The organism is Mycolicibacterium houstonense (assembly GCF_900078665.2).
In the GTDB taxonomy this organism is placed as follows: domain Bacteria; phylum Actinomycetota; class Actinomycetes; order Mycobacteriales; family Mycobacteriaceae; genus Mycobacterium; species Mycobacterium houstonense.
Genome location: NZ_LT546207.1, coordinates 2,086,983 through 2,109,389, shown reverse-complemented (window position 1 = coordinate 2,109,389; position 22,407 = coordinate 2,086,983). Strand labels below are relative to the sequence as shown.

Below are 22,407 nucleotides of genomic sequence, written 5' to 3'. Positions count from 1 at the left end.
TCCATTACGGAATGTTGATCTTCCTCACAGTTGCGTCTGTCAGGGAATTTCTGGCCCGATTCACGCAGTAAGGAGGCGCAGCGGCGACCCGGCACAGTATGCGGCGATGTCGGCCACGATATCGCGGTAGAACACCTTCATCACACCCTCGGTGACGTAGCCGAGGTGTGGTGTCAGCAACGTATTGGGCAAGGCGGCCAACGGGTTTCCCGCCGGCAGGGGCTCCTGCTGGTAGACGTCGAGCGCCGCGCCCCTGATGCGTTTGCTGCGCAGCGCCTCGACCAGGGCCGGTTCGTCGATGAGACCGCCGCGCGAGGTGTTCACCAGGATGGCGGACCGTTTCATCGTGGCCAGTTCGGCCGGGCCGATCAGGCCGCGGGTGGAATCGGCCAGCACCATGTGCACCGACACCACGTCGGCCCGGGCGAACAGATCGGTGCGATCGACCCGGACCGCCCCCGCCTCGGACGCCCGCTCGTCGGTGAGGTTGGGGCTCCAGGCGATGACGTCCATCCCGAACGCCGTGCCGATGGTGGCTACCCGGCTGCCGATCCGCCCCAGCCCGACCAGGCCCAGGGTCGACCCGGCGAGGTCGGCGCCGATGGTGCTCTGCCAGCGTCCGCTGCGGATGCGCTGATCCTCGGTGACGAGATTTCGCTGCAGCCCGAGGATCAGAGCCCAGGTGTGTTCCACCGTCGGGGCGATGGCTCCGCCGGTACCCGACACCGTGATGCCGAGCCGGTGTGCGGCGGCCACGTCGATCGCGGCGTTGAACGGGCCGGTGGTGACGAGGAGTTTCAGGTCGGGCAGCTGAGCCAGGAGCGACGCGTCGAGCGGAGTGCGTTCCCGCATCGCGACGACGACCTCGTAACCCGCCAGACGCTCGGCCAACCCGTCCTCGGGAGCGATGTGCTCCCGCAATGAGGTGAGCAGTACCGGCCGGGGAATCGACGACCAGTCGACGGCGACGGCGATGCCCTGATAGTCGTCGAGGACGGCGATGCGAAGCGGTTCGGTCATGGATCAGAACGCGTTCGGGTCGGCCTGCGCCGCGGCCGGCACTGGGTGTTGGTAGAGCCGGGATGCGTTCTCCCAGGTGAGCTTTCGAATCACGTCGGCGGGAAGACCGTGGATCTGTTCGTGAATCGTGCGCTGGGTGTGCGGCCAGGTCGAGTCACAGTGGGGGTAGTCGGCCTCGAGCAGGATGTTGCCGGTGCCGATCCGCTCGTGCTGGACGAACGAGGACTGATCCTCCACCGCGCAGAACCAGAAATTCCTGGTGAACACCTCGGCGGGGGAGAGCGTCTCGCCCAGTGCCTTCCAGGTTCCGTACATCTGGTGGTAGCTGAGCATGTGGTCGAGTCGGTCGAGCAACCCTGCCACCCAACCGATTCCGCCCTCGGACAGGCAGATCTTCAGATCCGGGTACCGGCTGGGCAGACCGGAATAGAGCCAGTCGACCGCTGCGGTGATGGCATAGGCGAAGAACAACACCCCCTGCACGTCCGGCGGCGCGTCGTCGGTGGTCGACGGCGCCGACCCGGAGGAGCCGATGTGCAGGTTGACCACCGTGCCGGTTTCGGCGCACGCCGCCATCATCGGCTCCCAGTGCCCCGAGTGGATGGTCGGCAGGCCGAGCATGGCGGGATTCTCGCTGAAGGTCACCGCGTGGAAACCGCGTTCGGCGTTCTCGTAGATCATCTGAGCCCCGACCTCCGGGTCGAGCAGCCAGGGCAGCTGGCACGGGATGATCCGGTCGGGGTAGGCCCCGGCCCACGCCTCCAGATGCCAGTCGTTCCAGGCGCGTACCGCCGCCATGGCCAGATCCCGGTCCTTGGTCACCTGTTGCAGCCGCTGGCCGGCGAATCCGGGTAGGAACGACGGGAAGTTGAGCGAGGCGTACACACCGTTGAGATCCATGTCCTTCACGCGCTCGTGAATGTCCCAGGCGCCGCGCCGCATTTCGTCGAACCGGGCGGGTTCGAAGCCGTACTCCGACACCGGACGCCCGACCACCGCGTTGAATCCGACGTTGGGCAGCGACTGCCCGTCATACATCCAGGTCTGCCCGCCGCCCTCGGTGTCGACGACCTTCGGTGCCCGGTCGGCGAACTTGCGCGGTACCCGATCGGTGAACGTGTCGGGCGGCTCCACGATGTGGTCGTCGACCGATATGACCGTGTAAAGACGTTCGGCCCGTTCGGGTTCTGGCAGGAACGTGACCGTGCGCTCGGACCCCTTTTGCGCGGTGGTGAAGTCGAGATTCGCGGCAAGCTCGTCGATGGACTTCATGTGCGTCGTCTCCTTGGGTGGATCCGGATGATCGGTCAGTTCAGTACGTCGGGCCCGGTCTTGATGGTCATGCGGGCGGCACCCGCCCAGTACACGTCGGCGGCCCGTTCGATGAGCGAGGCCCGCATCCCGTACATGTCGGAGCGGTTCATCGCGGTCGGCTCCCGGCCGGTCAGCAGGACCTGGTAGGCAAGCTTGCACACCCGGTCGATCGAGGCGGCCCGGTACACGGCCTCGGCCACCGTTCCGCCGGTGACGATCACGCCGTGATTGGCCAGGATGGTGAGATTCGCCGTGCCGATCCGCTCGGCGAGCTCGCGGGCCCGTGGCGCCGAATCGACCTCGCCGTCATAGGTTTCGACGAAACACATGTCATCGAGGAACAGCGAGCCCGTCTGGTGGACGAGGTCGGGTAACTTGCCCAGTGCCGCGATGAGGCTGACGTAGTAGGGATGGTTGTGGATGACGACCCTGGCGTCGTCGCGCAACCGGTGCAGTTCGGTGTGAATGTGGATGGCCGGGGTGACATCCCAGCGGCCGCGCACCACGTTCGCGTTCTCGTCGACGGCGCAGATGTCCGAGGCGGTGAGTTCCTGCCACCACAGCCCCCACGGGTTGACCAACATGTCGGGACGACCCTCGGGTTGCCAGGTAATGTGGCCGGCCATGTTCTCGGCGAAGCCGATGGCGGCCAGGTGCCGGAACGCCACGGCCAGTGCCTGCTCTCGCGTCAGGTCGACACCGATCGGCGGCGTGATCGACGGCGCCCATACCTTCAGCCCGCCCTGGCGCATCTCACCGACGTTCATAACTGTCTCCCAACCGCATCCGGATGTCCTCGCGGAGTTGGCCTTTGGCGACCTTGCCGCCTGAGGACCGGGGCAGCTCGCCGAGCACGATGAGCCGCTCGGGCAGCAGCTCCTTTGACACCCCTTGGGCCAACAGGTGATCGACGAGCATCGGCAGATCGATCGGCTGTCCGTTGGCCGGCGCTCCTGGTGCTACCGGTTCGACGTAGATGCAGACCTTTTCGCCGAACACCGGGTCGGGCATCGCCACCGCGGCCGCGACCGCCACCGCAGGATGCGTCATCACGGCATCCTCGACCTCGACCGCGCTGATGTTCTTGCCGCCCCGGACGATGAAATCCGAGGTGCGCCCGGTGACGGACAGGTACCCCTCGGCGTCGACCTCGCAGATGTCGCCCATCCGCATCCAGCCGTCCGGGGTGTAGAGCTTGTCGTGGTCCACGCCGCCGAGGTAGCCCAGGCTGGTGGCCGGTCCACGGCAGGCCGGTTGCCCGCGTCCGGTCGAGGTCACGTCGTCATCGCCGTCGAACAGGCGCACGGCCATCTCCGGGACCAAACGCCCGGCGGTCCGCAGCCTGCGGTCGCGGGAATCTTCCAATGTCGTCCCGCTCAGCAGACCCGTTTCGTTCGAGCCGTAGAACTGCAGGATCGTGGCGCCGGTGAGATCCTCGAAGTCCGCCGCCCGTTGGTAGGGCAGCGCCTCGCCACCGGTGAAGACCACGCGTAGCGAGCTCAGGTCGTTCTCGCGGGACGCTGGATCGGCCATGATCATCATCAATTGGGTACTGACACAGCACAGCACGCTGACCCGATGGTGCGCGATCGCCTCACATGCTGCCTTGGCATCGAACCGTTCGAGAAGAACAGTGGTGGCACCCAGGTAGATCGGTGTGGTGTGAGCGGTCCAGATACCGAAGCCGAAAGGAGCCGGAATGACGGGCAGCAGGACGTCATCTGATGTAAGTGCGCCGTTGGCGACCGCCTTCTGATGAAAGTAGTGCCACCGGTTCTGCGTGTGGACAACGCATTTCGGCAGGCCGGTGGTCCCCGAGGTGGAGTTGATCAGGAACACGTCGTCCGGTCCGACCGGGGCGGCATCGTCCGGCGCGCGCCGTGGCGTGTCGGCGCCGAGGGCCGAACCGTTCAGGGTCAGTGTGCTGATCTCGGGTGCCACGTCGGCCGCGGCGGACCGTGCGAGCTGTTGGCGCGCCGGGTCGCTGATCAGCAGGCGCGGTCGGGTGGCGCGAAGGATCTGGGCGGCCTCGCGGGTCCCGGCGCGGGCACCGATGCCGACCACGACCGCGCCGCAGCGTTCGATCGCGATGAACAGCGCGTGGATGGCCGCGGTGTCTCCGTGCCACACCGCGATGTGGTCACCGCGGGCGACGCCAAGGCCTGCGAGCTGAGCGGCGAGAACCGTTGCAAAACGGTCGAATTCGCGCCAGGTCAGAACTCCGGCGGGGTGATCGACGTAGGCCGGTTTGTCCGGGCGGGCGACGGCGTGTTCGCGCACGGTCTGCGACAGGGTGCGGTCCGACCACCATCCCGCCGAGCGGTAGCGGGCTGCGTCGGCAGCATGGGCGGCGGCGCCAGCCTTCATGACCAAATCATATGAAAATAAGGACCGGTGTCAACGGTCGACGGATGTCCCCGCGATGTCACGGACGTCGAGGCGACGACTGGGCCCAGGCGCGTACCAGCGCCGGATCCACCGTCCCGTCCACGCCCGGGTACTGCTGGGCATTGACCAGGTGCGCCGCCGCCAGATCGCGGGCCCGTTGCGCGTCCCCGACGTCGATCGCGTCGATCACCTGCCGGTGGTCTTCGAGCACGGCCCGGCGTTCCTCGACCGGCACGGTGGAGTGGTCCGTCACCTGCACCGACCAGTTTTGCTCGTGGGCCGACCACAGCGCCTCAAGGGCGCCCGCGAGGATGATCATCGTCTCGTTCCCGCAGTGACGCACCAGCGCCTCGTGGTACCGCCGGCTGGCCGAGGTGGCGGCAAGCAGATCGGAGACGGCATCGACCGACTCCTGGTGCAATTTACGGAGAATCGGCACCACGGTGCGCTTGCGATCCGGTCGCTGGGCGCAGAGCGCCGCGCATGCCGGCTCGACCTGCAGCAGGGCGGTGCCCACATCGGCGAGCCCGACCCGGCCGGCGCCCAGAACCAGTCCCATGGTGTAGGCAAGGTTTGCCGAGTCCGGTCGGTGCACCACCGAGCCGCCCAACTTGCCGCGGCGCACCGTCAGCAGCCCTTCGGCCTCGAGGATGCGCATCGCCTCCCGCAGCGACGGCTTGCTGACCGGGTACTCGGCGAGGAGTTCGTCCTCCTTGGGCAAGATCGTGCCATCGGCCAGCTCCCCGGTCAGGATCCGGTGCCGCAACTGGTCGGCAACCTGCTCGGCAAGTCGCTGGAACCGGACGCTGGGCTGTGCCACGCATCGAGTGTGCCAGATTGCCGCCGCCGCGCGGGATGCTTGTATCCAAATGATTTGTCTCATACGGTGAGCCATGCAGAAGTGGACCATCGGCGCGCTGACCGTTCACGCCGTCCTGGAGACGCTGGTGCCGACCAGGCCGGACCGGTTGTTCCGCGGTTTGCCTGCCGAGTTGCCGCAGTGGCTGCGCCCGCACTACGTCGACGAGGCAGGCAATCTGCTGGTGGCCATCCAGTCCTTTCTCATCGAATGCGGTGACCAACTCGTGGTGGTCGACTGCTGTTTCGGAGAAGGCCATGACCTGCCGTACCAGATCCCGATGGACCCCGATCAGTTCCGACGGTCCTTGGCGGCGGCCGGATTCACCGCCGCGGACGTGACCACCGTCGTCTGCACCCACCTTCACCTCGACCATGCCGGGCGCAACACCACCCGCCGCGACGGATCGTGGGTTCCCACCTATCCCAACGCGACTTATCTGCTGACCGCCGACGAGTACGCCGCGTGGCGGCAGTCCTCGGCGCCCAACCGGGCCGCCGCCGAGACCGTCGAACCGCTTGCCGCACATGACGTTCTGCGGCTGACCGAGATGGACCACGCCATCACCGACGAGATCCGGTTGATCGCCACGCCCGGCCACACGCCGGGGCACACCGCGGTGTGGCTCGAATCCGCCGGCGAGACCGCGGTGATCGGTGGCGATGTCATCCATCATCCGATCCAGATCACACACCCGGACGCGCAGGCGCTTCCCGATGAGGATCCGGCGGCGGCTGCAGCCACCCGTGAACGGCTGCTGCGACGCGTCGTCGACGAACGGGCCGTCCTGTTCGGCACGCATTTCGCGGCGCCGGCGGCAGGCGCCGTCATCTCCGACGGCGGTGCACGGACGTGGGTGCCGATCTAATCGGCGGTGTGGACGATGAGGATGTCGATCCGGACCCGCCGGGCGATGGTGGCAGGCACCGAACCCAGCAGACGCCCGGCCACAGAGTCCAGACCGATGTCACCGACCACGATCAGATCTGCCTTGGCGTCGGTTGCCAGCTGCACGAGTGCATCGACCGGTGCACCCTCGAGTGCCCGCTCGTGAATGTCCGTCGCGCCCGCGGCCCTCGCGCGGTCACGGGCCACCTGGAGGATCTCGTAGACGTAGGCGGCCCCGTGCATCCGGTAGCCCTCGCTCTTGAGACTGTCGGCCGCGCGGGTGTCGCTGACGTGATCGGGCGACGGAGGCCTCGACCAGCCACCCTTCTCCACCACCGGCTGGTAGGCGCTCGCGATGATCAGCTTCGCATTCTCCTGCGCGGCGATCTTGGCGGCGCGATCGACCGCTCGCAATGACGAATCCGAGCCGTCGGTCCCGACAACTACCGTCCGATACGTGCTCATGTCAGCTCCGAACTGTCGGCTTACCAGGACAAACAGGACCCTAATGCACGTCAATCTTTCGCTGGTGGAGATTGGGCTTCGCGCCGCGTCAAGGATCAACCGACACGGGTGTCAACAATCAGCCGACGTCACACAGACGGAGAGCGGTTCTCGGTGACATACGCCGAGTGAGCGGCAACGCGGAAGTCCGCTTGTCAACTGAAGTGAACCAAATGCGCTTGATGCTTTCGCTGAACGGGCACGCCGAGCTGCGTGAGATTCAGGCTCACCTTTGTTTATTGAGCGAGCACTCGACCGACATGGAGTTGTCGGATGTGCGGGGTACCGTGCGCTCAAGAACGAGAAGCACACGTCAAACGAACGAGACATGGCACCCCCGACAGGATTCGAACCTGCAACCTACCGGGTAGAAACCGGATGCGCTATCCGTTGCGCCACGGGGGCAAGGCGGACCACCACAATTTACACCGCGTGGGTGTCGCTACCGAAACGGATATGTACCACGTGGGCTGCTCGAACCGCAACCGATGGAACCAGCGACTCAGTGGGTCGACATCACACCAAAGACAAAGGCGACCTCGGCGTCGCCAAAGCGCATGCCGACCTGGTTGGCAAAGGTTTTTACGTGCTATTCCCCGCGACCGAGCATGCGCCGTTCGACCTTGTGGCGTACGCGGCGGGCACGTTCCACCGCATTCAGGTGAAGTACCGGTCGGCACGAGCGGGAGCGGTCAGACTCAACTTCCGGTCCACCTGGGCCGATCCTCGTGGCGCGCACAGCACGCCCATCGACAAAGACGCGATCGACGTCATCTGCATCTACTGCCCGGACACTGACGAGTGCTACTACATCCGGCCCATCGATCACGGCGTCTCCGTCAATCTCCGGATCACGCTGACCAAGAACGGTCAGCAGAAACGGATTTTGATGGCCGCCTCGTTTCGCGACCTTCCGGACAAACATCTCTCGCCGATCGACAAAACCCGTACCTCGGCGTGAAGGGGCGGTGACGCGCGACGGACGCCCGGCAAAGCCCTCCCGCGGGGCCGGTGGCGGACTAGCGTGGACGCTGCACTTGGTGGCCAGGGGAGGGGAGAGGGACCACGCTATGAGCGACGTGCCGGAGTTGGATGCGGCCGGACTGCCGGAAGAGCTGAGCGCAGTCGATCAGCTGCTGCATCGCGGGGAGGCAAACCCGCGCACCCGGTCCGGGATCATGGGCGTCGAGATCCTCGACACCGCACCCGACTGGGACCGGTTCCGCACCAAGATGGAGAACGCGTCGCGCAAGGTTCTTCGCCTGAGGCAGAAGGTGGTGATGCCGACCCTGCCCACCGCCGCGCCGCGGTGGGTCGTCGACCCGGATTTCAACCTCGACTATCACGTGCGACGGATCCGGGTGCCGGAGCCCGGCACCCTTCGTCAGGTTTTCGACCTGGCCGAGGTGGCGCTGCAGTCGCCACTGGACATCTCACGCCCGCTGTGGAGTGCGACGCTGATCGAAGGTCTTGCTGAGGGCAAGGCCGCCACGATCCTGCATCTGAGCCACGCGGTGACCGACGGCGTCGGGCTGGTGGAGATGTTCGCCAGCATCTATGACCTGGAACGCGATCCGGAGCCCGGTCCGACACCCCCGGTGCCCATTCCGCAGGACCTGTCGCCGAACGACCTGATGCGCGAGGGCATCAACCGGTTGCCGGGCTCGATCGCCGGCGGCGTGCTCGGCGCACTGGGTTCCGCGGCGCGCGCGGCCACGAAGGTGATGCGCGATCCGGTGTCGGCGGTCAGCGGCGCGGTCGACTACGCGATGTCCGGGGCCCGGGTGATGGCTGTCTGTTATACCAATCTNCGATCCGGTGTCGGCGGTCAGCGGCGCGGTCGACTACGCGATGTCCGGGGCCCGGGTGATGGGGCCGGCCGCCGATTCGTCGCCGCTGCTGCGTCGGCGCAGCCTGTCGACCCGGACCGAGGCGATCGACATGCCGTTCGGTGACCTGCACCGGGCGGCCAAGGCGGTCGGCGGCTCCATCAACGACGCCTATCTGGCCGGTCTGTGCGGCGCGCTGCGCCTCTACCACGACGCCATGGGCATCCCGATCCAGAACCTGCCGATGGCGGTGCCGGTCAACCTGCGTTCCGAGGACGACCCGGCCGGTGGAAACCGCTTCGCCGGAGTGAATCTGGCCGCACCGGTGGGCATCGCCGACCCGGAGACCCGGATCAAGGCCGTGCGTTCGCAGATGACCAGCCGGCGGGAGGAGCGCGCCATCGACGTCGTCGGCATGATCGCGCCGGTGCTCAGCCTGCTGCCCGACTCGTTCCTCGAATCGATGGCCGGGTCGGTCGTGAACTCCGACGTGCAGGCCAGCAATGTCCCGGTCTTTCCCGGCGACACCTACATCGCCGGGGCGAAGGTCTTGCGGCACTACGGGATCGGCCCGCTTCCCGGCGTGGCGATGATGGCGGTGCTCATCTCCCGCGGCGGCTACATCACCATCACCGCCCGCTACGACCGGGCGGCCATCACCGACGGGCCATTGTTCGCGCGCTGCCTGCTGGCCGGCTTCGATGAGGTGTTGGCTCTCGGCGGCGACGGCCGCGCGACCCCCGCCTCGTTCACTCTCGATGATTCGGTTGCGAATGGGGGTGTCCCACAGTGAGTTCAGGGCAGACCAACGCCAGGCCGATGCGATTGCCGGGCACCCTGGCCGAGATCGAGGGCAGCCCGGAGGGGCCGGAGATCGGCGCGTTCTTCGACCTGGACGGCACCCTGGTGGCCGGCTTCACCGGGGTGATCATGACCCGGGACCGGTTGCGTCGCGGCCAGATGGGCGTCGGCGAGTTCATCGGAATGGTGCAGGCCGGGCTCAATCACCAGTTGGGACGCTCGGAATTCGAGGATCTGATCGGCAAGGGTGCCCGGATGCTGCGCGGCAACTCGCTGAGCGACCTCGATGAGCTGGGCGAGCGTCTGTTCGTCCAACACGTGCGGGGCCGCATGTACCCGGAGATGCGTGCGATGGTGCGCGCCCACATGGCGCGCGGGCACACCGTGGTGCTGAGCTCGTCGGCGCTGACCGTTCAGGTAGAGCCGGTGGCACGCTTTCTCGGCATCGACAACGTGTTGTGCAACAAGTTCGAGACCGACGAGGACGGTCTGATCACCGGCGAGGTCATCACCCCGGTGATCTGGGGAGCCGGCAAAGCCCGTGCAGTGCAGAACTTCTCGGCGGCCAATGGGATCGACCTCGCCAAGAGCTACTTCTACGCCGACGGTGACGAGGACGTCGCCCTGATGTATCTGGTGGGCAACCCTCGGCCGACGAACCCGGCCGGGAAACTCGCCGCCGTGGCGGCCAAACGCGGCTGGCCGGTCCTGAAGTTCAGCAGCCGCAGCGGCAGCAGCCCCGTCGCGCAGTTGCGTACCCTGGCCAGCCTGGCCACCATTCCGACGGTCGCAGCCGGTGCCATCGGGCTCGGTCTGCTCACCCGCAACAAACGCACCGGGGTCAACTTCTTCACCTCGAACTGGAGCAAGCTGCTCATGCTCACCACGGGCATCCAACTCAACGTGCTCGGCGAGGAGAATCTGACCGCGCAACGGCCCGCGGTGTTCATCTTCAATCACCGCAACCAGGCCGACCCGATGATCGCCGGCCGGCTGGTGGGGGTGGACTTCACCGGCGTCGGGAAGAAGGAGCTCGAGAAGAATCCGTTGATCGGCCCGCTGGGCAAGGTGATGGATGCGGCATTCATCGACCGCGACGATCCCGAGAAGGCCGTCGAAAGCCTGCACAAGGTGGAAGAGCTTGCCCGCAAAGGCCTGTCGATCCTGATCGCGCCCGAAGGGACCCGGCTCGACACCACGGAGGTCGGCCCGTTCAAGAAGGGCCCATTCCGCATCGCGATGGCCGCGGGCGTTCCGATCGTGCCGATCGTGATCCGCAACGCCGAGGTGATCGCGCACCGCGATTCCAGCACCTTCAATCCCGGCACGGTCGACGTCGCGGTGTATCCGCCGATATCGGTGGCGGACTGGACGGTGGACAACCTGTCCGACCGTATCGCCGAGGTCCGACAGATCTACCTCGACACGCTCAGATCCTGGCCGCAGGACGAGCTGCCCACATTCGACGTTTACTCTCGCGCCGCGCCGGTCAAGAAAGCCGCACCGCGTCGGGCCGCCAAGAAGACGCCGGCCAGAAAGGCGCCCGCGAAAAACGCTGCACCCAAATCGGATACCTCGTCGGCGCGCTCGACAACTCCCAAGGGCCGGCCGTGACCGCGGGTATCGACGACTTCACCAGCTTCAGCACCACCGACGACGCTCTGGTACTGGCCTCGGTCTCGTCACCGGCCGAACTCGAACTGCTCAACGATTGGCTGAGGGCGCAGCGTCACGAGCACCCGGACTCGACGGTCGAAGTGCTGCAGTTGCCCGCTGCCGACGAACCGGCGCCCGGGGTGGTGGCCCGGCTGGTCGAAGAACTGGAGGCCGACGAGGACCGGCTGGTGGTGCCGGTCCGGGTGTTCTGGGTGCCCGCCGGGCTGCCGACCCGGTTGAAGGTGGTCGGTTTGATCTCCGGCCGCGACACCTACCGGCCGCCGGAGATCCTGCAGCGGCGCATCCTGCGCAAGGACCCGTCCCGGGCCCGGGTGGTGGCAGGCGAACCGGCCAAGGTGTCCGAACTGCGCAAGCAGTGGAGTGAGACGACCGTTGCGGAAAACCCAAGGGAATTCGCACGTTTCGTCCTGCGCCGGGCGGTGCTGGCCATCGAGCGGGTCGAGCTTCGGCTGCTGGGGCCCGAATACAAGTCGCCACGGCTGGTCAAACCGGAGATGCTCGACTCGGCCCGCTTCCGCCAGGGCCTGGAACAGATCCCCGGGGCGACGGTGGAGCAGGCCGGTGAGATGCTCGACGAGCTGTCCACCGGGTGGAGCCGTTTCTCGGTGGACTTGATCCCCACGCTGGGCCGGGCCATCTTCAGCCGCGGATTCGATCCGCGCATCGACTACGACCGCGCCGAGATCGAGACCATGCGTCATGCGCTGGAACTGCATCCGGCGGTGCTGCTGTTCTCTCACCGGTCCTATCTCGACGGCGTCATCGTCCCGGTGGCGATGCAGGAGAACCGGCTGCCCCCGGTGTACACGTTCGCCGGGATCAACCTGTCCTTCGGGCTGATGGGCCCGCTGTTCCGGCATTCCGGCGTCATCTTCCTGCGCCGCAAACTCGACGACCCGCTGTACAAGTACGTGCTGCGGCAGTACGTCGGCTACATCGTGGAGAAGCGGTTCAACCTGAACTGGTCGATCGAGGGCACCCGATCACGCACCGGAAAGATGTTGCCGCCCAAGCTCGGTCTGCTCGCCTACGTCGCCAACGCCTACCTCGACGGCCGCAGTGACGACATCCTCCTGCAGCCGGTGTCGATCAGCTTCGACCAGTTGCACGAGACCGCGGAATACGCGGCGTACGCCCGCGGCGGCGAGAAGACGCCCGAGGGCCTGAGCTGGCTGTACAACTTCATCAAGGCGCAGGGCGAGCGCAACTACGGCAAGATCTATGTCCGCTTCCCCGAAGCGGTTTCGATGCGCGAGCACCTGGGGGAACCCGGCGGCGAGATGGCCCACGACGAGGCCGCCAAACGCCTGGCGATGCAGAAGATGGCCTTCGAGGTGGCCTGGCGGATCCTGCGGGTCACCCCGGTCAACGCGACCAACCTGGTGTCGGCGCTGTTGTTGGGTGCCCGGGGCGTGGCCCTGACGCTCGACCAGCTGCACCACACGCTGCAGGACTCGCTGGATTACCTGGAACGCAAGAACACGCCGATGACCAACAGCGCCCTGCGGCTGCGTACCGCCGAGGGCGTGCGTTCGGCCGTCGACGCCCTGTCCGGCGGGCACCCGGTGACGTTGGTCGACAGCGGACGTGAGCCGGTGTGGCGGATCGCCCCCGAGGACGAACTGGAGGCCGCGTTCTACCGCAATTCACTGATCCACGCTTTCCAGGAGACCTCGATCGTCGAGCTGGCCCTGGCCCATGCCGCCCACGCCACCGGCGACCCGCTACAGGCGTTCTGGGATCAGGTGATGCGGTTGCGGGATCTGCTCAAGTTCGACTTCTACTTCGCCGATTCGGCGGCCTTCCGCGACAACGTCGCCGAGGAGATGTCGTGGCTGGACAACTGGGAGGAAAAGGTCTCCGCCGGCGGCGACGAGATCTACCACATGCTGCGGGGTAAGCAACCGCTGTTGGTGGGGGCGATGTTGCGGCCGTTCTTCGAGGCCTACGGAATCGTCGCCGACGTGCTGCGCGACGCGCCGCCCGAGATCAGTGAGCGGGATCTGACCAAGCGGGCGCTGGGTGTCGGGCGCCAGTACGTCGCGCAGGGCCGGGTGGGTAGCAACGAGTCGGTCTCGGCACTGTTGTTCGCCACCGCGCGGCAGGTCGCCGCCGATCAGGATCTGCTGGCCAACGGCCCCGATCTGCGGGCTCGCCGCAACGCCTTCCGCGATGAGTTGCGCGGGATCGTCGCCGACATGGACAAGGTCGACGAGATCGCGCGGGAGCAGTTCTACTTCCGGGAGAAGCAGCGCCGGATCCAGCGGGGCCTCGCGGACTGACGCGGGCAGATTGCCCGGCGGCGGGGGCGTGGCGAGGCCCACGCCATACCCTTGGACCATGACTTCTCCCGGCCAGGCGACCACGTCCGGCGTGCGCACCAGCACGGTGTGGCCCGTGCTGGTCGGGGTCGGCCTGCTGGCCGGTGCGGTGGCCGCGGGCATCGGCGCGCTGTCGCTGGCCGATGCGCTGACCGCCACCGGCCTGCCCAATCCCGGCCCGGTGACCACATACGGCCTGCCGTTCGTGCGGGCTGCGGAGGAGATCGCCGCCGTTGTCGCGGTCGGGGCCTTCCTGTTCGCGGCGTTCCTGTCGGCACCGCAGGCCAACGGCGTGCTCGACGTGGCCGGCTACCGCGCGTTGCGGCTGGGGTCGGCGGCGTCGGGCGTGTGGACGGTCTGCNCTACGGGCTGTACTTCGGTGGCATCTTCGACGCCGCGGTCAGCAACCACGCCGCGCACGTCCTGATGAACGTGCACTTCCTGCTGTCGGGCTACCTGTTCTACTGGGTGGTCATCGGCATCGATCCGACCCCCAGGCCCATCCCGCACCTGGCCAAGGTCGGGATGGTGTTCGCCTCACTGCCGCTGCACGCGTTCTTCGGCGTCGTGATGATGGGCATGCAGACGGTGCTGGGCGAGCCGTTCTACAAGTCCCTGCAACTGCCCTGGCACACCGACCTACTCGGGGACCAGCATCTCGGTGGCGGCATCGCCTGGGCAGCCGGTGAGGTGCCGCTGGTGATCGTGATGCTGGCACTGCTGATCCAGTGGCGGCGCAGCGACCAGCGCACCGCCAAGCGACTGGACCGGGCCGCCGATCGCGACGACGACGCCGACCTGGCGGCCTACAACGCCATGCTCGCCGAGATGGCGCGGCGCGACGCCGAACCACGCTAGCGCTCTCGGGGACGTTATCCCCAGCCTGCGCTTCATCCACAGCCGACGGCTTCGTCGGGACCGCATGGCTGCCGCGCGTCGGGGTTGCGGCGGTCAATGGCTGCGTAAGGCGGCCGCGCCGCTTGGGCGCCGGTCACCGGAATGGATGAAGCGAAAGGAACCAGAAATGTTCGAGACCCCGTTCACGATCGTGGGCAACATCATCACCGACCCCGTCCGGCGGCGGTTCGGCGATCAGGAGCTGTACAAGTTCCGGGTGGCCAGCAACTCACGCCGCCGCAATCCGGATGGCAGCTGGGAGCACGGCAACTCGCTGTATGTCACGGTCAACTGCTGGGGAAATCTCGCCACCGGCACCAGCGCCTCCCTGACGAAGGGCGACGCAGTGATCGTGGTCGGGCATGTCCACACCGATGAGTACGACGACAAAGAAGGCGTGCGCCGGTCGTCGGTCGAGGTGCGGGCCACAGCGGTCGGGCCCGACCTGTCTCGCTGCACCGCCAAGGTCGCGCCCTTGCCCAAACCGGCGCCCGCCCCGGCGACCGAGCCCGAGCCCGTCGACGCCGACGCGGAAACCGAGCCCGACGAGGGCGACTTGCCACTGTCGGCCTAGCCACATTCGGTCACGCCTAGGATGGGCGCGAGTGAGTTGGGCTTGACGCGACCCTTCGCGCGAGCGCCCATCCGACGTTCCCGAAAGCTTCAGAAAGGCACATCACGGCATGGCCGAATTCATCTACACGATGCGCAAGGTTCGCAAGGCGCACGGCGACAAGGTCATCCTTGACGACGTCAGCCTGAACTTCCTTCCCGGCGCGAAGATCGGCGTCGTCGGTCCCAACGGTGCCGGTAAGTCGAGTGTGCTGAAGATCATGGCCGGCATCGACCAGCCGAACAACGGCGACGCCCTGCTGGCGCCCGGCGCCACGGTCGGCATCCTGATGCAGGAACCGCACCTCGACGAGAGCAAGACCGTCCGCGAGAACGTCGAGGACGGTGTGCCGATCAAGGCCAAGCTCAACCGGTACAACGAGGTCGCCGAGCTGATGGCCACCGACTACTCCGACGAGCTCATGGAAGAAATGGGCAAGCTGCAGGAGGAGCTGGACGCCGCCGATGCCTGGGATATCGACTCCCAGCTGGAGCAGGCGATGGACGCGCTGCGCTGCCCGCCGCCGGACGAGCCGGTCACCCATCTCTCCGGTGGTGAGCGCCGCCGCGTCGCGCTGTGCAAGCTGCTGCTGAGCAAGCCGGACCTGCTGCTGCTCGACGAACCCACCAACCACCTCGACGCCGAGAGCGTGCTCTGGCTCGAACAGCACCTGGCCAGCTACAAGGGCGCCATCCTGGCCGTCACCCACGACCGGTACTTCCTGGACAACGTCGCCGAGTGGATCCTCGAGCTCGACCGCGGCCGGGCCTACCCGTACGAGGGCAACTACTCGACCTATCTGGAGAAGAAGGCCGAGCGCCTCGAGGTCCAGGGCAAAAAGGATCAGAAGCTGCAGAAGCGGCTGAAGGACGAGCTGGCCTGGGTCCGCTCGGGTGCCAAGGCCCGTCAGGCCAAGAACAAGGCCCGCCTCGGCCGGTACGAGGAGATGGTCGCCGAGGCCGAGAAGTCACGGAAGCTCGACTTCGAGGAGATCCAGATCCCCACGCCGCCGCGGCTGGGCAACGTGGTGGTCGAGGTCGAACACCTGGACAAGGGCTTCGAGGGCCGCCAGCTGATCAAGGACCTGTCGTTCACGCTGCCGCGCAACGGCATCGTCGGCGTCATCGGCCCCAACGGCGTCGGCAAGACCACGCTGTTCAAGACCATCGTCGGGTTGGAGCAGCCCGACAGCGGCACGGTCAAGGTGGGCGAGACGGTCAAGCTGTCCTATGTCGACCAGAGCCGGGCCGGCATCGACCCCAAGAAGACGGTCTGGGAGGTCGTGTCCGACAAGCTGGACTACATCGAGGTCGGCCAGAACGAGATCCCGTCGCGGGCCTACGTGTCGGCGTTCGGGTTCAAGGGGCCGGATCAGCAGAAGCCCGCGGGCGTGCTCTCCGGTGGTGAGCGCAACCGGCTCAACCTCGCCCTGACGCTCAAAGAGGGCGGCAACCTGATCCTGCTCGACGAGCCGACCAACGACCTGGACGTCGAGACGTTGTCCTCGCTCGAGAACGCGCTCGAACAGTTCCCCGGCTGCGCCGTGGTGATCAGCCACGACCGCTGGTTCCTGGACCGCACCTGCACGCACATCCTGGCGTGGGAGGGCGACGACGACAACGAGGCCAAGTGGTTCTGGTTCGAGGGCAACTTCGGTGCCTACGAGGAGAACAAGATCCAGCGTCTCGGCGCCGAAGCCGCGCGTCCGCACCGAGTGACCCACCGGAGACTGACCCGCGACTGACCCGTGACGGGATAAAGGGCGCTGTGGGTTCGCTGGCACAACTAATGTCGCAGCTACGCACCGATGCCGGTGCGTGGGCGTAAGTCAGGAGTGATCCGTATGACGGCCAAGCCGGGAGCCCTTCGGGGGCAGGGAATTAACGAGCAGGACCGGCGGCAGCCGTCGCCGGAGGCGATCCATCGGCTCGCCGTGGCGTTCCTGTCCACCTACCGGGCTCCGCAGGCCGACGCCCCCGGCGTCACGGCCACCGGTCCCCAGGCCGCGGGCGCGGCCGAGCGCCTGGTCTCCGACGGCACGGTGGCCGCCCACTACGCCCTGGGCAGCCACCGGGCACCGGGGGAGACCAAGGTCGCGGTGTATCCGGGTGACGCCGATTCCGGTCCGTCCCTGCAGATCGTCACCGAGCAGGCGGCGATGCTGGTGGACTCGGTGACCGTGCTGTTGCACCGCCATGGTGTCGCCTACCCGGCGATCATGAACCCGGTCTTCCGGGTGCGCCGCGATGCCGACGGCGAGCTGCTGGACTTCCAGCCGGCGGCCGAGGCCACCGGGGGCGACGGTGTCGACGAGTGCTGGATCCTGGTCCCGGTGAACGGGGCCGCCGACGGGCAAGCCCTCACCGAGGTGGTGCGGTTGCTGCCCGGTGTCCTCGCCGAGGCCCGCCAGATCGGTTTGGACTCCGCGGCCATGGGTGCCGCCCTGCACGCCCTGGCCAACGATGTGGCCACCGACGTGGAGGGACGCTTCCCCAACACCGACCGCCGGGACGTCGCGGCGCTGCTGCGCTGGTTGTCCGACGGACACTTCGTGTTGCTGGGCTATCAGCAGTGCGCGATCAGCGACGGGCAGGCCCTGGTCGATCCGGCCAGCCGGCTGGGTGTGCTCAAGCTGCGCGAGGACGTGCTGCCCCCGCTGACCGCCGCCGACGACCTGATGGTGCTGGCGCAGGCCACGATGCCGAGTTATGTGCGCTACGGCGCCAATCCCTACATCGTCGTAGTGCGCGAAAGTGGCTCCCGGATCATCGAGCATCGCTTTGTCGGCCTGTTCACGGTGGCCGCGATGAACGCCAATGTGCTGGAGATCCCGTTGATCTCGCGGCGGGTCGAGGAGGCGCTGGCCATGGCGCGCCGCGATCCGAGCCACCCCGGCCAGCTGCTGCGTGACATCGTCCAGACCATCCCACGTCCCGAGCTGTTCGCGCTCAGCTCCAAGCAGCTGCTGGACATGGCGCTGACCGTGGTGGATCTGGGGTCGCGGCGCCGGACCCTGCTGTTCCTGCGTGCCGATCAGCTCGCCCATTTCGTGTCCTGCCTGGTGTACCTGCCACGCGACCGCTACACCACGGCGGTCCGGTTGGAGATGCAGAATATCCTGGTGCGCGAACTCGGTGGCGAGAGCATCGACTACTCGGCGCGGGTCAGCGAATCCCCCTGGGCGGTGGTTCATTTCACGGTCCGGCTGCCTGACGGCACGGCCGCGCACACCGTGGATACCTCCACCGAGAACGAGAACCGGATCCAGGATCTGCTGACCGAGGCCACCCGCAACTGGGGTGACCGCATGACCAGTGCGGCGGCCCACGCGGCGCTGAGTCCGGCCGCCGTCGAGCACTACGCCTCGGCGTTCCCCGAGGACTACAAGCAAGCCGTCGCCCCGGGCGCCGCCATCGCTGATATCGCGATCATCGAAGCGTTGCAGGACAATTCGGTGAAGTTGGTGTTCACCGAGGGTGGGGACGACGGGCTCGCCCAGCTCACCTGGTACCTGGGTGGACAATCAGCCTCGCTGAGCGAGCTGCTGCCCATGCTGCAGTCGATGGGTGTGGTGGTTCTCGAGGAACGGCCGTACACCGTGCGCCGGGCCGACGGACTGCCGGTCTGGATCTACCAGTTCAAGGTGGCGCGTCAGCGCAGCATCCCCGATGCGCCCGACGCCGCCTCCCGCGAGGTCACCGCCCAGCGTTTCGCCGACGCCGTGACCGCGATCTGGCACGGCTCGGTAGAGGTGGACCGCTTCAACGAGCTGGTGCTGCGGGCCGACCTGACCTGGCAGCAGGTGGTGATCCTGCGGGCCTATGCGAAGTACCTGCGCCAGGCCGGTTTCCCGTACAGCCAGTCGCACATCGAGTCGGTGCTCAACGAGAATCCGCACACCACCAGGTCTCTGGTGCAGCTGTTCGAGGCGCTGTTCGACCCGTCCGAGGACACCGCCGGTACCCGCGACGCCCAGGGGGCGGCCGCCGCCGTGGCCGCCGACATCGACGCCCTGGTGAGCCTGGACACCGACCGGGTGCTGCGCGCCTTCGCGACGCTGATCCAGGCCACGTTGCGCACCAACTACTTTGTGCAGCGGCCGGATTCGGCGCGCCAGCGCGGCGTGGTGGCGATGAAGCTGAATCCCGGCCTGATCAACGAGCTGCCCCTGCCGCGGCCCAAGTTCGAGATCTTCGTCTACTCGCCGCGGGTGGAGGGTGTGCACCTGCGGTTCGGCTTCGTGGCCCGCGGCGGGTTGCGCTGGTCGGACCGGCGCGAGGATTTCCGCACCGAGATCCTCGGCCTGGTCAAGGCGCAGGCGGTGAAGAACGCCGTCATCGTCCCGGTCGGGGCCAAGGGCGGTTTCGTGGTCAAGCGCCCGCCGGAGCCGACCGGCGACGCCGCCGCCGACCGGGAGGCGACCCGCGCCGAGGGCGTCGCGTGCTACCAGCTGTTCATCTCCGGGCTGCTCGACGTGACCGACAACGTCGACAAGGGGACCGGGGCCGTCGTCACGCCCCCCGAGGTGGTGCGCCGCGACGGTGAGGACGCCTACCTGGTGGTCGCCGCCGACAAGGGCACCGCGACGTTCTCCGACATCGCCAACGAAGTCGCCAAGTCCTACGGGTTCTGGCTGGGCGACGCGTTCGCCTCGGGCGGATCGATCGGCTACGACCACAAGGCCATGGGCATCACCGCCAAGGGTGCGTGGGAGTCGGTGAAGCGACACTTCCGCGAGATGGGGGTCGACACCCAGAGCCAGGACTTCACCGTCGTCGGGGTCGGCGACATGAGCGGTGACGTGTTCGGCAACGGCATGCTGCTGTCCAAGCACATCCGGCTGATCGCCGCGTTCGACCACCGGCACATCTTCCTCGACCCGAACCCGGACGCCGCGGTGTCGTGGGTGGAGCGCAAACGGCTGTTCGAGCTGCCGCGGTCCAGCTGGGAGGACTACGACGCCAAGCTGATCAGTCAGGGCGGCGGGGTCTACAGCCGCCAGCAGAAGTCCATCCCGATCAGTCCGCAGGCCCGCGCCGCGCTCGGGATCGACGGCGACATCGAGGAACTCACGCCGCCGGCCCTGATGAAGGCGATTCTCAAGGCCCCGGTGGACCTGCTGTGGAACGGCGGCATCGGCACCTACGTCAAGGCCGAGACCGAGTCCGACGTCGGTGACCGCGCCAACGACCAGATCCGGGTGTGCGGAAACGAGGTGCGGGCCAAGGTCATCGGCGAGGGCGGCAACCTGGGCGTCACCTCGCTGGGGCGGATCGAGTTCGACCTGGCCGGCGGTCGCATCAATACCGATGCACTGGACAACTCCGCGGGCGTCGACTGCTCCGACCACGAGGTCAACATCAAGATCCTGATCGACTCGCTGGTGACCGCGGGGAAGGTGAGCCCCGAGGAACGCACCGACCTGTTGCTGTCGATGACCGATGAGGTCGGTGCTCTGGTGTTGGCCGACAACAAGAACCAGAACGACCTGATGGGCACCAGCCGGGCCAACGCCGCCGGGCTGCTCTCGGTGCACGCCCGGATGATCAAGGATCTCGTGGCCAACCGCGGACTCAACCGCGAGCTGGAGGCATTGCCGTCGGAAAAGGAGATCCGTCGCCGGGCCGATGCCGGAATCGGTTTGACCTCACCGGAATTGGCCACCCTGATGGCCCACGTCAAACTCGCGCTCAAAGACGACGTGCTGGCCAGCGACGTGCCCGACCAGGAGGTGTTCGCGGCCCGGCTGCCGCAGTACTTCCCGGAGCGGCTGCGTAGCCAGTTCACCGGCGAAATCCGTTCGCACCAGCTGCGCCGGGAGATCACCACCACCATGCTGGTCAACGACCTCGTCGACACCAGCGGGATCAGCTACGCCTATCGCATCACCGAGGACGTCGGCGTGGGCCCCGTCGACGCGTTGCGCAGTTATGTCGCCACCGACGCCATCTTCGGCATCGGCGACGTGTGGCGCCGCATCCGGGCTGCCGGGGACGAGGGCGTGCCGGTGTTCGTCACCGACCGGATGACGCTGGATCTGCGCCGGCTGGTCGACCGGGCCGGGCGTTGGCTGCTCAACTACCGGCCGCAACCGCTGGCCGTCGGAGCCGAGATCAACCGGTTCGCCGCCAAGGTGGCCGCCCTGCGCCCCCACATGCCCGAGTGGCTGCGCGGTGACGACAAGGCGATCGTCGAGAAGGAGGCCGGGGAGTTCTCGTCGCACGGGGTGTCCGACGAACTGGCCTATGCCGTGGCGACCGGGCTGTACCAGTACAGCCTGCTCGACGTGATCGACATCTCCGACATCGTCGACCGCGAACCCGCCGAGGTGGCCGATACGTACTTCGCGCTGATGGACCGCCTCGGCGCCGACGGGTTGCTCACCGCGGTCTCCCGGCTGAGCCGTGACGACCGCTGGCATTCCCTGGCGCGGTTGGCGATTCGCGACGACATCTACGGGTCGCTGCGCGCCCTGTGCTTCGACGTGCTGGCGGTCGGTGAACCCGAGGAGACCGGTGAGGAGAAGATCGCCGAGTGGGAGCTGACCAACAGCTCCCGGGTGACCCGTGCCCGCCGCACGCTGACCGAGATATACCAAGATGGTGAGCAGGACCTGGCGACACTGTCGGTGGCGGCGCGTCAGATCCGCAGCATGACACGAACGAGTGGAACGGGAACAACTGCGTGAGCTTCACAACGCCGGTGCACGTGCGCTGGTCGGACATCGACATGTACCAGCACATCAACCACGCCACCATGGTGACCATCCTCGAAGAGGCCCGGATACCTTTTCTGCGTGAGCCTTTCGGCGCCACCATCGACACCATCGGCCTGCTCATCGCCGATGTGAGCATCAGCTACAAGGGGCAACTCCGGTTGGTGGACTCGCCGCTGCAGGTGACCATGTGGTCCAAACGGGTTCGCGCCGTGGACTTCACCATCGGCTACGAGGTGCGCTCGGTGAACGCCGCGCCCGACTCCAAGCCGTCGGTGATCGGGGAGACCCAGCTGGCCGCGGTCCACATCGCCGAGCAACGATTGGAACGCCTCACCGCCGACCAGCGTGCCTACCTGGAGCGCCATCTGCGATGACCGGCGCCGAGCGCGGCCTGTGGATCGACGATCCGAAGGACCGTGAGGATCTCGCGACGTTCGTCGACCGGGCGTTGCGGCTCGACGATGCCGCGGTGGTGCGGTTGCGTGAACGTGGCGGCGGCGCAGGCGTCGTCGCATGGGTCGCGACCGGCTTGGAGGTGCTCGCCAGTCGCGTGGTGAACGCGCGGCTGCGACCGGCGG

Annotated in this window: 15 protein-coding genes, 1 tRNA gene and 2 pseudogenes; 11 read left to right on the top strand and 7 right to left on the bottom strand. The window is 67.2% G+C overall.

All coding sequences use genetic code 11. From position 1 onward, the window contains the following. Nucleotides 1–60 precede the first annotated feature (60 nt). The 5 genes from BN4332_RS10575 to BN4332_RS10555 are packed head-to-tail and all read right to left on the bottom strand — an operon-like array spanning nt 61 to nt 5,542. Nucleotides 61–1,020 carry a D-2-hydroxyacid dehydrogenase family protein gene (locus BN4332_RS10575; protein WP_066898395.1) on the bottom strand — a complete coding sequence of 320 codons (960 nt, stop codon included), beginning with the start codon at nt 1,018–1,020 and terminating at the stop codon, nt 61–63. A gap of 3 nt (nt 1,021–1,023) precedes the next feature. After that, nucleotides 1,024–2,292: an amidohydrolase family protein gene (locus BN4332_RS10570; RefSeq protein ID WP_066898394.1), complete on the bottom strand. Its 1,269-nt coding sequence runs from the start codon at nt 2,290–2,292 to the stop codon at nt 1,024–1,026. 35 nt (nt 2,293–2,327) lie between these two features. Continuing rightward, nucleotides 2,328–3,101, bottom strand: coding sequence for a class II aldolase/adducin family protein (locus tag BN4332_RS10565; protein ID WP_066898393.1), 774 nt, complete (start codon nt 3,099–3,101; stop codon nt 2,328–2,330). Continuing rightward, on the bottom strand, nt 3,088–4,701 hold the full coding sequence (locus BN4332_RS10560; protein ID WP_066898392.1) for a class I adenylate-forming enzyme family protein: 1,614 nt from the start codon (nt 4,699–4,701) through the stop codon (nt 3,088–3,090). Before BN4332_RS10560 ends, BN4332_RS10565 begins: the two co-directional genes overlap by 14 nt. Nucleotides 4,702–4,759: 58 nt before the next feature. After that, nucleotides 4,760–5,542: a FadR/GntR family transcriptional regulator gene (locus tag BN4332_RS10555; RefSeq protein ID WP_066898391.1), complete on the bottom strand. Its 783-nt coding sequence runs from the start codon at nt 5,540–5,542 to the stop codon at nt 4,760–4,762. 73 nt (nt 5,543–5,615) lie between these two features. On the opposite strand from BN4332_RS10555, the gene BN4332_RS10550 reads away from it, so the two are divergent. Beyond that, nucleotides 5,616–6,449: an MBL fold metallo-hydrolase gene (locus tag BN4332_RS10550; protein ID WP_066898390.1), complete on the top strand. Its 834-nt coding sequence runs from the start codon at nt 5,616–5,618 to the stop codon at nt 6,447–6,449. Here BN4332_RS10550 and BN4332_RS10545 read toward each other — a convergent pair. Beyond that, complete coding sequence (locus tag BN4332_RS10545; RefSeq protein ID WP_066898389.1) at nt 6,446–6,934, bottom strand: universal stress protein; 489 nt, start codon at nt 6,932–6,934, stop codon at nt 6,446–6,448. The genes BN4332_RS10550 and BN4332_RS10545 overlap by 4 nt on opposite strands. A 368-nt stretch (nt 6,935–7,302) precedes the next feature. Then, nucleotides 7,303–7,378: transfer RNA gene (locus BN4332_RS10540), tRNA-Arg, on the bottom strand. 31 nt (nt 7,379–7,409) lie between these two features. Here BN4332_RS10540 and BN4332_RS10535 point away from each other — a divergent pair. The 10 genes and pseudogenes from BN4332_RS10535 to BN4332_RS10490 form a co-directional block, all read left to right on the top strand. After that, a complete protein-coding gene (locus BN4332_RS10535) occupies nt 7,410–7,934 on the top strand; it encodes a group I intron-associated PD-(D/E)XK endonuclease (RefSeq protein ID WP_235654067.1) in 525 nt (174 codons plus the stop codon). Between the two features lie 109 nt (nt 7,935–8,043). Further along, nucleotides 8,044–9,595 (top strand): annotated as a pseudogene (locus tag BN4332_RS10530) (wax ester/triacylglycerol synthase family O-acyltransferase). Between the two features lie 26 nt (nt 9,596–9,621). Continuing rightward, a complete protein-coding gene (locus BN4332_RS10525) occupies nt 9,622–11,217 on the top strand; it encodes an HAD-IB family hydrolase/lysophospholipid acyltransferase family protein (protein ID WP_066898434.1) in 1,596 nt (531 codons plus the stop codon). Further along, nucleotides 11,214–13,562 (top strand): glycerol-3-phosphate 1-O-acyltransferase, encoded by a 2,349-nt coding sequence (locus BN4332_RS10520; RefSeq protein ID WP_066898387.1) that lies wholly within the window; start codon nt 11,214–11,216, stop codon nt 13,560–13,562. Before BN4332_RS10525 ends, BN4332_RS10520 begins: the two co-directional genes overlap by 4 nt. 402 nt (nt 13,563–13,964) lie before the next feature. Then, a pseudogene (locus BN4332_RS35430) lies at nt 13,965–14,459 on the top strand (cytochrome c oxidase assembly protein); the annotation flags it as partial. Nucleotides 14,460–14,625: 166 nt separating this feature from the next. Further along, nucleotides 14,626–15,072: a single-stranded DNA-binding protein gene (gene ssb, locus BN4332_RS10510; protein WP_066898384.1), complete on the top strand. Its 447-nt coding sequence runs from the start codon at nt 14,626–14,628 to the stop codon at nt 15,070–15,072. 109 nt (nt 15,073–15,181) lie between these two features. Further along, nucleotides 15,182–16,855 (top strand): energy-dependent translational throttle protein EttA, encoded by a 1,674-nt coding sequence (gene ettA, locus BN4332_RS10505; protein ID WP_066898383.1) that lies wholly within the window; start codon nt 15,182–15,184, stop codon nt 16,853–16,855. A 99-nt stretch (nt 16,856–16,954) separates the two neighbouring features. Further along, nucleotides 16,955–21,799 carry an NAD-glutamate dehydrogenase gene (locus BN4332_RS10500; protein ID WP_066898382.1) on the top strand — a complete coding sequence of 1,615 codons (4,845 nt, stop codon included), beginning with the start codon at nt 16,955–16,957 and terminating at the stop codon, nt 21,797–21,799. Next, the gene (locus tag BN4332_RS10495; protein ID WP_074133032.1) at nt 21,796–22,203 is read left to right on the top strand and encodes an acyl-CoA thioesterase; all 408 of its coding nucleotides are present in this window, start codon (nt 21,796–21,798) and stop codon (nt 22,201–22,203) included. The genes BN4332_RS10500 and BN4332_RS10495 overlap by 4 nt, the downstream gene beginning before the upstream one ends. Beyond that, a partial coding sequence (locus BN4332_RS10490) for a DUF8010 domain-containing protein (RefSeq protein WP_494337816.1) occupies nt 22,200–22,407 on the top strand: 208 nt, incomplete at its 3' end. The genes BN4332_RS10495 and BN4332_RS10490, both read left to right, overlap by 4 nt.